Source organism: Janthinobacterium kochi, from assembly GCF_051380715.1.
Lineage (GTDB): Bacteria > Pseudomonadota > Gammaproteobacteria > Burkholderiales > Burkholderiaceae_D > Janthinobacterium.
The window spans coordinates 222837-236792 of the sequence record NZ_JBNYXO010000009.1; the positions used below are offsets into that span (position 1 = coordinate 222837).

Here is a 13956-nt window from a genome sequence, read left to right on the forward strand (position 1 = left end):
CACCAGCCGTTTGAAACTTCAATCAAGCGCAGAGATTAGAACTCGTACTTGACCGTTGCCTGGATTGCCCATTGGGACTCACCCTTGTTTTGACGCACTTCATAGTTTTCCACCTTGTCGCGGACTTGGTAGATGTAACGGCCTTGAGCATCGAGACCTGCAAAGTCAACAATGCTGCGTGCCTGACCACCGCCCGATTGGAAGCCGATTTCATTGATACGGCCCCACTTGCGGTTGATCATGTTACCCACGTTGAAGAAGTCCATCGTGAACACGCCTTTATTGCCTTTGAAGAAGCCTGGCACTTCCTGGCTGATACGCATATCGAAGCTGTTGGTCCATGGTGCGAAGCTGCCATTACGGGAAGCCACACCACCGGCAGATTTTTTCAGATCCGGGTTGCTGTTGACGAAAGCCCAGAAACGGTCTTCGTTGGCATGGTTGGTGGCGGTGTCGTTACGGAACACCACTTCACCCGAGCCGGGTTTCGATGGAATGTACATCAGGTCGTTACCCTGCACGCCATCGCCGTTCAAGTCATTATTGACGGTCCAGCTGTACGGCTTGCCCTTGCGGCCTTCATAGAACAGACCGAACGTTGTTTTATAGGTGCCGAAGAAACGTTTTTGCCAGTTGATCATGGCATTGAAGCGGTCTTTCACCAGATAGCTCGAGTTCGATGCCACTTCTTCATTCGGATTGAAGATACCGCGGGCATTGAAATTCGAGTTCGACACCGACGACGTCAGTGGTGACACTTCCGTTGCATCCGTGTAAGTGTAGGCAACCGACCAGCCTAAGCCTTTGGTCATTGGCTGGCTCAGCGAGAGGGTCACGAGATTGCCTTCTCCTTTGTCCGTTTTCTTGGCAACGAGTACGTTGTTGTAGTTCGTATTTTTCAGGGCACGAGACACGGCGCCGCCGCAAACCGGAGCCGCCGACGAACTCAGCCCTGCAGTGGCACTCCAGCAATCCGTGTTATAGGCATTCGCCGAGTAGTACAGATTACGTCCATCCGTGCCCTTAGCCGTCGGCGTACCCAGATTCAGGTGCTCGTAGTAAATCGCATCCTTGTTTTTGGTACGCAGGTATTCGGCGCCGAAAACCAAACCCATCCATGGCAATTCATGCTCAAACGCCAGGTTGGCTTTCCAGATCGATGGTTGGCGCAGGTTCGGCGACAGGAAATCGACGTTGGCGGCGGCATCACCCAGATTGGTTGGCTGCTTGTCAGGATCAGGGTTGAACAGACCGCCAACGGTCGTACACGACTTGAAGCTGCCGCCGCAACCGACGACGCGGGTCGCCATGCCGGAGTTCGCAAATGGATTCGACATCCAGACGGCCGCTGCCGCCCCTTGGAACAAGCCGGCACCGCCACGGATTTGCGTCGGACGGGCACTGTCAAACGTGTAGTTGAAGCCGACGCGCGGCTGCACCAGGGTTTGACCATCGATGGTCTGGGTATTATCCAGTCCAAAGCCACCCGTTTGCGCCGTGCCACCCAGGCCAGTGCGGCCGCCCGTGGCAACACCTGCCACCATCGCTGCCGATGCCGCCGCATTGCGCGTAGGACGCTCGCCAATGGCGGCTTTATCCACCCGCACGCCATACTGCACGGTCAGGCGCTTGTTGACAGTCCAGACATCTTGCAAGAACAAGCCATAATTTTTCAGGCTGAAATCAGCAGCGGCCCCCTCAAGCGTGCCTCCCGCGACGGGAATCTGCACCTGGTACGAGCTAGGACGACCAATGCGGAAGTTTTCCAGGATCGCTTGCTGGATAACTTCAGGCGACGAAGCAGTCTTGCCGCCGCAGGTCACGCTACCGAACGAATACTTGTAGGTTGCCGAGCTATTCGTGCAATTGAATGTGTAATTGCCGTTGATATTCTGCGCAAACAGGTTATACACATCGTTCTTGCTGTAATCGCCGCCGAATTTGACTTCGTGGTCACCCAAAGCCCAGTTCGCACCCAGGTAGGCGTCCTTGGTCTTGGTGGTCAGCACATTCAACTGACGGCTCATTTCCGTACCGAAGTTCAGGAAACGGTTATCGGTAGGAACACCGGCTGGCGTGCCGGCAGGATTGGCGCCGCTGAATTGCAGGCCGATCGCTGGCAAGCGTGCGTTGTTCGTTGGCGTGCTTTCATAATCGCGCGACGACACCTTGAACTCGGTCGAGAAAGTTGGCGTCCAGTCAGCAAACCATTGACCAACAACGGTTTCGATCTTCTTGTTCTGGGTGTACCAATAGGAATTGAGCGACAGGCCAGTGGCCGACACGCCTGGGAACATCGGCTCGGACTGGTCGGTTTTCGAATAGCGGACCATGGCACGATGGTTATCGTTGATATTCCAGTCCAGTTTCAACAGGGTATCGTTCACCAGCAGCTGAGTGCCCGCTGGTATCGCAGTGGTGCCGATATCCAGGCCCTGGTAGTTATTCTTGGCGATCGCTTGCGCAGCAGCAATTGCAGCATCGGAAATGCCGACGTTGGTCTTGCCGCTGCCCAGTGGGCCAAACGATGGCGCTGTGCGCGTGCTTTCCAGGCGTTCTTTATTGGCGAAGAAGAACAGCTTGTCCTTGATCAGCGGGCCGCCGACGGTCACGCCCTTGGTCGTTTCGCGGAATGGCTCAGGGGAGCTATACGTGTCCTTGGTATTGTCATAGCGGTCACCGGCCATCTTGTCGTTACGGAAGACGAAATAGGCGCCGCCTTTGAATTCATTGGTACCGGACTTGGTCACGGCATTGATATTGGCGCCCGTATAGCCTTTTTGCGTCACGTCATAGTTGGCGACGTTCACTTGCACGGACTGGATCGCCTCGATCGAAATCGGTTGCTTGGCGGTCGGGCTGCCGTTCGATTCCAGGCCGAAGGTGTCGTTCACTGCCACGCCATCGATGGTCATCGAGTTATAGCGCGAGTTTTGACCGGCAACGGACAATTCGCCACGCTCTTTGTCGGTTTGCGATACGCGTGGGTCGGAGCGGGCGTAATCTTGCAGATTGCGCTGGATCGACGCTTGCATGGCCAGTTCCGTTGGCCCGATGCTGGTGCCGGCGCCCATGTTGGATTTGCTGAATTTATCCGAACGGCCGGCGCTGCCCGTCACGCTCACGGTTTGCATTGGCGCACCCAGGGTGGCGTCCACGCTGGCCGTTTCAGCCAGTTGCACGTACACGCCTTCGCGTTTTTCCACTTCACCATTCTTGGTGATGGTGATGGTGTAAGGACCGCCTGCGCGCAAGCCGCGGGCGACGTAGCGGCCATCCGCATCGGTCGTCACATTGCTGACGGAACCCGATTCGGTGTGCACGATGGTAACAGTGGCACCAGCTGCCGGCTTGCCGTCGGTAGCCGAGATACGGCCGCCGATGGAAGACGTAGTGTTCTGTGCGAACGATGGTGCCGCCGCCAGTGCAATAGACAGGCTTAACGCGATTTGCGTTAGCCGAAGTCGCTTGTGATTGATCATCTTTAACCCCAGAAAAGACTATTATTTTTTGAAAATCCTGGATTGCCCCACTGTCCGGCTGCGCCGCACAGCAACACAAACACAACATTTCCTCTTTACGATACTGCAACTGTTACGCCGGCTGGACTGGCTGTTGGCCCTGACAAGACCTTGCACAAACGCCTTTCCACTCATCACAACCATCGATATTTCAAGCAATAACGGCGAGAAACGTGTTCTCTTCCGTACAACACTGGGCGCTAGCACCTGTGTCATACACCTCCACCTGCTTGCCCGGCTAACATGGCCAGCCGCGAGTGTAATTGTTAAATATTTCAAGACTGTGACACGGCGGCAAGAAGCAGGAAAATGTCGTCATTTATTCCATTGACTGTTCGTTTTCGCCCTGCATCTCACCTTTATTTACTGCAAATACCCATCTTCATACGCTATCAGCCATATGAATTGTGACTTTTTAATATCACACTCATCCCACTATGCATCATCAAAAAATGGATGACAAATACGTTTTTTTTTACATATTTATATATTTAAAGTATAAATAGCATGTGGTAACTAGCTGGATTGATATCGTGTAACAGCGTCCGGGCTTATGGCGCGAGATTATAAATGAGCAATATGTACTTAAAATTGATTCATCCATGAATTTGGATAAAGTCGTGCATCTGCCGTTAATTGTGTCGCATGGCCGCCACAAAACTAACAAAAAAACATCGTAGTGTTTTGAAAGGGAGAATGGAAAACGGCCGGAAGATCCGGCCGTTTAAGAGTATCAGTTGCTAACGTCGTACAACTTACGGTTTTCCGCTCTTGCTTGCCTTGTCGGCAACGGCAATTTGCGCTTCAAAACGGGTGAAACGGGCATCGAGCGCTTTCAGCAAACGTTGCTTGTCCACTTGCGCCAGGAAGGAATAACGCAGGCTGTTATACGACAGCTTTTTGATTTCCGCATAATCGGTCTTGTACTGGCTGGCAAACAGCACGTATTCATTCGACAGGGTATTGCGCGAGACGCCCGCGTCATCGGTGGAGATGACGAAGGGCACGCCATATTTGCGGTACAGGGTGATCGGATGGGCCTGACCCTTGATGCCGAGAATGTAATCGTTGCTGGTCAGGTTCACTTCCACTGGAATGCCCCGTTCGCGCATTTTCTGCATGGTGGCCAGCGCATTGTGCTCGTAGGCGATATCCATGCCATGGCCAATCCGGTCGGCGCCGGCCACGACGACGGCTTCGGCGATATGGAAAGCCATGCCTTCCGGTGGCACCATGCCCAGCGCCAGTTCACCCGCGTGCAAGGCGATCTTGACGTTTGGATACTTTGCCTTAAGGAACTTGAACATTTCCATGTGCAAGCTGTAATCGCGCATGGACACATTCACGCTTTCCTGGCCCACGATGTTCACGCCCACCAACAGCGGATTCAGGCTGGCTGCCTTGAACGCGGCCACCATGGACGAGAATACTTGCGATGGGGACAGAAAACGCAGTACATACGCCTGGTAACGCATGGTGAAGTTCGCGTCGTCGATGCCGGCGCTGCTGGAGTTCACGTTGTCGTTATAGGCAGTGATGCTTTTCTGGAAGCTGGCGTCCTGCTCCAGGCTCTGCGTCCAGTTGGCCAGCACGGCTTGCAACGCTGCAGGCGGCAAGCCCGGCGTCAGCACTTGCTGGTCGAACTGCGCATTCTGCACGAATGGCGACAGCTCGAAAATCGTCTCGATGTAGCTGAGGTTTTCCGCGATGGCGCGCTGCTTCAGGGTTTTCAGGCCGTCCGCCGTGTTGCTCGACGCCACGGGGCCGAAGTAGCCGAAGGTGTCAAAGAAGGTACGGTCCGGCGGCGTCTGGATGGCGCCATGGTTGTAGAAATCCTTGGTCGACCAGCGCTGCAGCAATTGCGCATACAGGCCAGCATCGGCAAACACTTCCGTGGACGACAGGCAGCCACGCTGCGCGGCGGGCTTGGCGCGTTCGGCGGCCACGACGTCCTTGTTGCTTTCGATGCGATACGTCGTCTTGTTGACGCAATAGTTTTCCTTGTCGACCCAGTCGAGGAATTGCTCGGCGTAAATCGCGCCCGAGTAATGGTGATGCAAATCACCGCCCTTGGGCATCATGGAAAAGAACAGGCTCAACTCGGCTGTCTTCGGCTGCGCGCCCGCAACCAACGCCGCAAAATGGCGCGCGGTGGCCGCTTCGTTGGAAGACGGGGTGGCCTTGGCGGCATGCGCCGTTCCGGTCAATGCCAGCGCGGCGACAAGCGCCAGGCCAGTGAGTTTTTTGTGCATTCGCGTTCTCGCTCAGGATAATTCGTATGGAACAACGGGTAGGTCAGCCCTGCCCCCGCACATGCACGCATTGTCCGCCTGAATAGGTGGCGGCCACGGTGCGGTCGTCGCCCAGCAGCGCAAAGGCAAACAGCAATTCCTCCAGGCTTTGACAGCCAGCCGTGCGGCGCGCCAGCAGCGGCGTCGATTGTTTATCCAACACGATGAAGTCCGCTTCCGTGCCAGCCGTGAAATTGCCCAGGGTACCTTCCAGTTGCATGGCGCGCGCCGCACCCAGGGTTGCCAGGTAAAACATGCGCAAGGCGGGCAGATAGCTGCCTTTCAAGCGTGCTACTTTATAGGCTTCGTTCATGGTTTGCAACATCGAGAACGAGGTGCCGCCGCCCACGTCGGTGGCCAGCGACAGCAGCACTCTCGCCGCATCGGCCCGCTCGAAATCGAACAGGCCGCTACCGAGGAACAGGTTTGATGTAGGACAAATGGCGGCCGCCGAAGACGTCTCCGCCATGCGCGCGCGGTCGCGCTCGTCGAGCCAGATGCAATGGCCGAACATGGCGCGCGGGCGCAGCATGCCGTACTGGTCATACACATCGAGGTAGCTGCGCGCCTGCGGGTGCAGTTCGCGCACCCAGCGGCACTCATCCTCGTTTTCCGACACGTGGGTCTGCAAATAGGTATCCGGATAGGCGCGCGCCAGCTCGCCCGCCAGGTGCATCTGTTCATTCGTGGACGTCGGCACGAAGCGGGGCGTGATCGCATACAGCGAGCGGCCGTGCTTGTGCCAGCGCCGGATCAGCTCTTCGCTTTCGCGCGCGCCGGACTCGGCCGTGTCGCGCAGGAATTCAGGACAGTTGCGGTCCATCATGACCTTGCCCGCGACCATGCGCAAGCCGCGCGCCTCGCTGGCGCCAAAGAAGGCGTCCACCGATTGCGGATGCACGCTGCCATACACCATGGCCGTGGTGGTGCCGCAGCGCAGCAGTTCATCGAGGAAAAACTCGGCGACATTGCGCGCATGGACAGGGTCTTCAAACGCGCGCTCGGTGGGGAAGGTGTACGTCTCCAGCCACGGCAGCAAACCGGGGGCGGGCGAGGCAATCATTTCCGTTTGCGGAAAATGCAGATGGGTATCGATGAAACCCGGCACGATCAGCTTGCCACGGTAATCGATGATATCGGTGCCGGGCGGCAAAGTCGCCTGCAGCTGCGCGTAATCGCCGGCCGCCACGACCTTGCCATCGGCCACGATCAGCAAGCCATCGGCATGCCAGGTGTGCGCCTCCTCGGTGAAAGCGGGATCGGCGCGGAAGTGCAGCAAGCTGGCACGGTAAGCTTGCAATGTGGCAGGAACAATCGGCATGACTTCTTTCTATAACGGGTGTATGGCGACGCGTGCTTGGCGGCGCGGCGGCGCGCTGGCAGAGGCCAGCCGCAGCGGTGCGGCCAGGGCGGCAGCGGCCGCTTCTTCCCACACCATGAGTAATTGACAGGCAACGGAGGCGGCGATCACGGCCGGCGCCTTGTTGCGGATGCCTGGCATGCCGATCGGGCAGACCATGGCGGCAATGCGCTCGTCCGGCACGCCGCGCGCCTGCAGGCGGTGCTCGAATTGCTTGCGCTTCGTATGCGAACCAATCAAGCCGAACCAGCCCGCATCCTCGCGCTCCATGATGGCTTGCGTCAAGCGTTGATCGAGCGCATGACTGTGCGTCATGACGAGAAAACTGCCGCCCGGCGGCGCCATGGCGACGAATTCTTCGGGCGTATCGGTGGCGGCGATGCGCACATTCTCAGGCAGTTGTGCAGGGAACATGTCGTCGCGTTCATCGACCCAGGTGACAGTGCAGGGCAAGTAGGCCAGCGCGCGCACGATGGCGGCGCCCACGTGGCCGGCACCAAACAAGGTCAGATGCGCGCGCGGCGCCAGGCACGGGTCGACCAGCCAGCGCCGCCCTTCACTCCCCTGCGCGACATGGGTTGCGCGCTCGCGTGAAAACGTATCGGGCGCCTGGCCTGGCGTGCCAGCGATCAGGCTACCGGCCGCATCGAACAGGGCCGACGCGCTCTCGCCATCGAGCGCCGTGACCTTCCAGCTGTCTTGCTGGCGCCGTTCGCGCAAACCAGCCAGTAACTCTTTCAAAATGCCATCGACATACTCGAACGCCAGGTGGACGACGCCGCCACAGCATTGCCCCAGGCTGGGGCCGAGCGCAAAACGCTCGAGCCGCGCATGCGTGTCGCCCGTCACCAGCATGGTCTTGGCGATCTCCACAGCGCGCAATTCCAGGTGGCCGCCGCCGATGGTGTCGACCTGGCCATCGAGGGTGACGCGCATCTTCGCGCCCACTTCGCGCGGACCCGAGCCTTCCACCAGGGCGACCGTCACCAGCACGGATGCCTGCGTGTCATTCTCGATTGCTGTCAGCCAGTCGCTCATCTTCTGCTCCTAGGCACCGGTATGCGCCGCTTGCACGGCCATCACCGCCTTGAGGATTTCCTCGCTGGTGGCGGGGGCATTCAGCGGTGGCTGCACGGCATGATGGCCCACGCTGGAAATGGCGTCGCGGATGGCAAAGAACACGGAAAACGGCAGCAGCAGCGGCGGCTCGCCCACAGCTTTTGAACGGTGGATGCTGTCTTCCACGTTGCGGTTCTGGAACAGCTTGACGCGAAAATCTTCCGGACAATCGGAAATGCCGGGAATTTTGTATGTCGATGGCGCGTGCGTCATCAGCTTGCCCGCCGCATTCCACCACAGCTGCTCCGTCGTCAGCCAGCCCATGCCCTGAATAAATGCGCCTTCCACCTGGCCCAGATCAATCGCGGGATTGAGCGACTGGCCCGCGTCGTACAAGGCGTCCGCGCGCAGCAGTTTCCATTCCCCCGTCAGGGTATCGACCACCACTTCAGCCACGGCCGCGCCATATGCATAGTAGGAAAATGGATGACCCGTCATCGTCTTCGCATCCCACGACAGGCCCGGCGTGGCATAAAAGCCGTCCGACCACAGTTGTACGCGGGCCAGGTAAGCCTTCTGCACCAGCTCGGCAAACGCGACGACATGGCCGTTCACGTGAACGTGGTTATCGAAGAAGCGCACAGCAGCACCGCCGTCGCCGCCATACAGTTTGACCGCGTAATCGGCCAGGCGTTCACGGATCTGGCGCGCCGCATCCTGCGCCGCCTTGCCGTTCAGGTCGGCGCCGGTGGACGCCGCCGTGGCAGACGTGTTCGCCACCTTGCTGGTGTCGGTGGCCGTGGCGCGCACACATTCCAGGTCCAGGCCCAGCTCGTGCGCCACCACCTGCATGACCTTGGTATTGATGCCCTGCCCCATTTCCGTGCCGCCATGGTTGACCAGCACGGAGCCATCCACATACACGTGGACCAGCGCACCGGCCTGGTTCAGATGCGTGACGTTGAAGGCGATGCCGAATTTCAAGGGCGTGAATGCCAGGCCCTTTTTCAAGACGGGGCTGGCCTCGTTGAACGCATCGATGGCACGACGGCGCGCCCGGTAGTCGCTACTGTCTTCCAGTTCGGCAACCAGTTCATGAATGACGTTATCGACGATGGTCTGGCCATACGGCGTGACATTGCGCCCCTCGGCATCGTTGCGCCCATAAAAATTGAGCAGGCGGATATCGAGCGCATCGCGTTGCAAATGGCGGGCGATTTCATCGATCACGTACTCGATGGCAATGGCACCCTGCGGTCCGCCGAAGCCGCGGAAAGCCGTGTTCGACTGCGTATTCGTCTTGCCGCAGGCGGCGCGGATATCCACGTCGGACAAATAATAGGTGTTGTCGAAGTGGCAGACGGCGCGCGTGGCGACGGGGCCGGACAAGTCGGCCGAATAGCCGGCGCGCGTGGTCATGTCGACCTTCGCGGCAAGAATCCTGCCCTCATCGTCGTAGCCCACTTCGTATTCATAGTAAAAACAGTGGCGCTTGCCCGTCACCAGCATATCGTCGTCGCGGTCGGCGCGCAATTTCACGGGACGCTTCAGTTTGGCCGCCGCAATCGATGCCGCCGCCGCCCACAGGGCCGACTGCGACTCCTTGCCGCCAAAACCACCGCCCATGCGCCGGCATTCAACGGTAATGTTGTGTGAATGCACGCCCAGCGCATGCGCCACCACGTGCTGCATCTCGCTCGGATGCTGGGTCGAACACAGCACCAGCATGCCCTGCGCTTCCTTCGGGATGGCGTAGGAAATCTGTCCTTCCAGGTAAAACTGTTCCTGGCCACCCACATACAGCTGGCCCTTGACCACATGCGGCGCGCCCTCGAACGCGGCCAGGTAGTTGCCGCGCGTCAGCTGCATCGGCGGCAGCACATACGATTGCGCGGCCTTGGCCGCTTGCGGCGTCATGATCGCTGGCAACTCGTCATAAGTGACTTGCGCCCGGCGGGCGGCGCGGCGCGCATGGTCGTGCGTATCGGCCACCACGATGAAGATGGGCTGGCCCACGTATTGCACCAGTTCCGTAGCCAGGATGGGGTCGTCATGGATGATGGGACCGCAATCATTGGTGCCGGGAATGTCCTGCGCCGTGTAGACGGCGACAACCCCTTGTGCACCGCGCACGGCCGACAAATCCATGGCCGTGATGCGCGCGTGCGGCTTTTGCGACAGGCCCAGCGCCGCATGCAAGGTGCCTTGCAGTTCGGCGATATCGTCCGTGTAGGTGGCTTGCCCCAGCACATGCAATTGCGCCGATTCATGGGGACTGGGCTTGCCCACGGCACTCCAGGCGGCCGCTTGCAGTTCGGGCGTGGCAGGATGGTTCATGCTGGTCCCTTCAGGCGCGGCAAGCGTAGGCGTTGACGGAAGTGCGCAGCAAAGGCGCACCGGGGCGTGTTTCCAGCCAGAAGCGGCGCAACAGATTTTGCGCCGTCGTCATGCGGTAGGTATTCGAGGCGCGCATGTCGGACAGCGGTGCGTAATCGTCGGCCAGCAAGCGCATGGCGATGACGAGGTTGTCTTCCGTCCACGCCTGTCCGCACAAAAACGCTTCCGTTTGCGCGGCACGCTGCGGCGTCGCCGCCATGCCGCCAAAGGCGATGCGCGCATCGATGATGCGCTCGCCGTCGAGCCGGAAAGCGAATGCGGCGCACACGGCCGAGATATCCTGGTCGAAGCGTTTCGCCAGTTTATACGTGCGGAAATGCACATCGGCACGCGGCAAGGGCACGCGCACGGCTTCGACGAATTCGCCGGGTTGCAGATCTTTCTTTTGGTACCCCAGATAAAAGTTTTCCAGCGGCATGCTGCGCTGGCCGGCGGAACCGCGCAGCACGACCTCACTACCCAGCGCAATCAGCCATGGCATCGAATCGCCGATGGGCGAACCATTCGCCACATTGCCGCCCAGAGTACCAGCGTTGCGGATCGGCAAGGAAGCAAAGCGCTGCCACAGTTCCGACAACTCGTCTGGATAGTGCTGGCACAGCGCCGCATAGGCATCGTTGAGGCTGGCGCCAGCGCCAATCTCCAGCTTGCCGTCAACGATGGCGATGGCTTTCAGCGCAGCCACATTACCCAGATAAATGATGTCGCCCAGGTCGCGCAGCTGCTTGGTCACCCACAAGCCCACGTCGGTAGAGCCGGCCAGCAGGCACGCCTGCGGCTTTGCCGCGCGCAGCACCACCAGTTCCTCGATGCTGCGCGGCGCGTGGAAGTGCTGGCCGCCATGCTCATAGGTGGTCAGGCTGCTGCGCTGCAGCGCCTGCAATTGCTGCGCCAGAGCATCGCGGTCAAATGTCACATGCGGCAGTTCGCCCATGCGTCTGGCCGCATCGATGATAGGCCGGTAGCCCGTGCAGCGGCACAGATTGCCCGACAGCGTCTCGTCGATTTCGCAGCGCGTGGGCGTCTCGCCGTTTTTCTTCAGATACATGCCCCACAGCGACATCACGAAACCGGGCGTGCAAAAACCGCACTGGGAACCGTGGCATTCGACCATCGCCTGCTGCACCGGGTGCAGGGCGCCGTCGGGTTGCTGCAAGTCTTCCACGGAAAACAGGGCCTTGCCATCGAGGGTGGGCGTGAGCTGGATGCAGGCGTTGACGGCCTTCATCTCAACCTGGCCGTCCACCAGACTGCCGATGACCACCGTGCAGGCGCCGCAATCGCCTTCCGCGCAGCCCTCCTTGGTGCCCGTGCAATGCAAATCCTCGCGCAGGTGCTGCAACACAGTCTGCGTAGGGGCGGCGTTGCGTACTTCCTGTACGGCACCACGGTAATAAAAGCGGATCGGTTCTGACATGCTGGCCTCGGTATAGTCCCAGTATAGGAGATTAACACCGGCATATGGGACAACTATATGCAAAGACTGATTTTACTTATCATCCAATATCAATACCTATCAGACAGTACAGGGATGCGTCGCATGCCAATGTTCGGCAATATCGATGCGGCGCGTGATCCACACCTGCTCATGGCCCTGCACATAGTCGAGGAAGCGCGCCAGCGCCGCCGCCCGTCCCGGCCGCCCCACCAGGCGGCAATGCAAACCCACCGACAGCATCTTCGGCTGATTCAAGCCGTTCGGATCGCCTTCCGCATACAGCACATCGAAGGCATCCTTCAGATAATCGAAAAACTGCGTGCCCGAATTAAAGCCTTGCATGGCGGCAAAACGCATGTCGTTCGTATCCAGGGTGTAAGGCACGATCAGCTGCGGCTGCACGACCGGCATGCCGGCGGCATCCGTGTACGCCACCTTTTCCCAGAATGGCAGGTCATCGCCGTAATAATCGGCGTCGTAGCGGAAACCGCCATGTTCGACCACCAGTTTGCGCGTATTGGGCGAATCGCGCCCCGTGTACCAGCCTTGCGGGGCGGCCCCCGTCAATTCGCGGATGATCTGCACGGCCTCGCGCATGTGTTCGCGTTCCGTCGCTTCATCCATGTTTTGATAGGAAATCCAGCGCAAGCCATGACAGGCGATTTCATGCCCCAGTTGCTGGAAGGCGGCGACCGCTTCCGGATTGCGCTTCAAGGCCATCGAGACGCCAAACACGGTCAGCGGCAGGCGCCGCTCCTCGAACATGCGCACCAAGCGCCACAACCCGGCGCGCGAGCCGTATTCATAGATCGACTCCATGCTCAGGTGGCGCGCAGGAAAAGCGGGCGCGCCGATCATTTCCGATAAAAATGTCTCCGAGGCGGGATCGCCATGCAGCACGCTGTTTTCCGCTCCTTCCTCGTAATTGAGGACGAATTGCAGGGCGATGCGGGCCTTGCCAGGCCATTGCGGATGGGGTGGCGTGCGGCCATAGCCGATCAAGTCGCGTGGATAATGTTCGTAATTGTTCATGCGGAGGCGCGCCTATAGGAGGACAATGTTGGCTATATGCCCAATCATATAGCCAGGCGCAGTCACCGGTATATGATTTGCACGATAAGCACATTCACTCACCCTATATACAGGATAGCAAATGGGAAAACTCAGCACGCACGTACTCGATATCGCCCACGGCAGACCGGGAGCCGGCGTCAAGGTAGCCTTGTTTTCAGTCGCGCCGGAAGGAAAAGTGCTGTTAAAGATGGATATGACCAATAGCGACGGCCGTTGCAGCACGCCATTACTGGAAGGCGACAGCATGAAGGCGGGCCAGTATGAGCTGGTGTTCAATGCAGGCGACTACTTCGCCGCCCAAGGCCTCGACTTGCCTTCACCACGCTTCATCGACCTGGTCACCCTGGCCTTCGGCATTGCGCATACGGATGAGAATTACCACGTGCCGCTGGTGGTATCACCGTGGTCGTATTCGACTTATCGAGGGAGTTAAGCGACGTTAGATGACAAAGGCAGCGCGCAGCGCTGCCTTTTTTTCGTCTGATGAACAGCCGGGGTCAGACGCTCAATGCCGCTAACGCAAAGGTCATTGCTAACGGGCGAGGCGGGGGGGGGATGCGCCCCAGTGGGGCACATCCCGATCACGAAGTGACTGACCCCAGCCTTCGCTTGGGGCTAACACTCAACCACCAGACGAAAAAAAACCCCGCCATTGCTGGCGGGGTTTTTCTCTAGGAGAAACAGCCGGGGGCTGTTTCTCCAAATAACAAGCCTGACGATAACCTACTTTCACACTGGTTGCAGCACTATCATCGGCGCAAAGTTGTTTCACGGTCCTGTTCGGGATGGGAAGGGGTGGGACCAACTTGCTATGGT

General features: G+C 58.9%; 8 protein-coding genes and 1 rRNA gene. 1 reads left to right on the top strand and 8 read right to left on the bottom strand.

Annotated features, from left to right (window positions below; genetic code table 11):
- Positions 1-35: 35 nt before the first annotated feature.
- From ACQ4WL_RS19865 to puuE, 7 genes are all read right to left on the bottom strand, one after another.
- On the bottom strand, positions 36-3482 hold the full coding sequence (locus ACQ4WL_RS19865; RefSeq protein ID WP_436511283.1) for a TonB-dependent receptor: 3447 nt from the start codon (positions 3480-3482) through the stop codon (positions 36-38).
- Between the two features lie 794 nt (positions 3483-4276).
- On the bottom strand, positions 4277-5773 hold the full coding sequence (locus tag ACQ4WL_RS19870) for an adenosine deaminase family protein (RefSeq protein WP_436511284.1): 1497 nt from the start codon (positions 5771-5773) through the stop codon (positions 4277-4279).
- A 43-nt stretch (positions 5774-5816) separates the two neighbouring features.
- A complete protein-coding gene (guaD, locus tag ACQ4WL_RS19875; protein WP_436511285.1) occupies positions 5817-7133 on the bottom strand; it encodes a guanine deaminase in 1317 nt (438 codons plus the stop codon).
- Positions 7134-7142: 9 nt separating this feature from the next.
- Positions 7143-8210, bottom strand: coding sequence for a xanthine dehydrogenase accessory protein XdhC (xdhC, locus tag ACQ4WL_RS19880; protein WP_436511286.1), 1068 nt, complete (start codon positions 8208-8210; stop codon positions 7143-7145).
- 9 nt (positions 8211-8219) lie between these two features.
- The gene (gene xdhB, locus ACQ4WL_RS19885) at positions 8220-10568 is read right to left on the bottom strand and encodes a xanthine dehydrogenase molybdopterin binding subunit (RefSeq protein ID WP_436511287.1); all 2349 of its coding nucleotides are present in this window, start codon (positions 10566-10568) and stop codon (positions 8220-8222) included.
- 10 nt (positions 10569-10578) lie between these two features.
- Positions 10579-12045 carry a xanthine dehydrogenase small subunit gene (gene xdhA / locus ACQ4WL_RS19890; RefSeq protein WP_436511288.1) on the bottom strand — a complete coding sequence of 489 codons (1467 nt, stop codon included), beginning with the start codon at positions 12043-12045 and terminating at the stop codon, positions 10579-10581.
- A gap of 99 nt (positions 12046-12144) precedes the next feature.
- Positions 12145-13098, bottom strand: coding sequence for an allantoinase PuuE (gene puuE / locus ACQ4WL_RS19895; RefSeq protein ID WP_436511289.1), 954 nt, complete (start codon positions 13096-13098; stop codon positions 12145-12147).
- A 121-nt stretch (positions 13099-13219) separates the two neighbouring features.
- Between puuE and uraH the strand changes: the two genes are divergently transcribed.
- A complete protein-coding gene (uraH, locus tag ACQ4WL_RS19900) occupies positions 13220-13573 on the top strand; it encodes a hydroxyisourate hydrolase (RefSeq protein ID WP_436511290.1) in 354 nt (117 codons plus the stop codon).
- Between the two features lie 277 nt (positions 13574-13850).
- Here the strand turns inward: uraH and rrf are convergent.
- A 5S ribosomal RNA gene (gene rrf / locus ACQ4WL_RS19905) occupies positions 13851-13956 on the bottom strand; the annotation flags it as partial.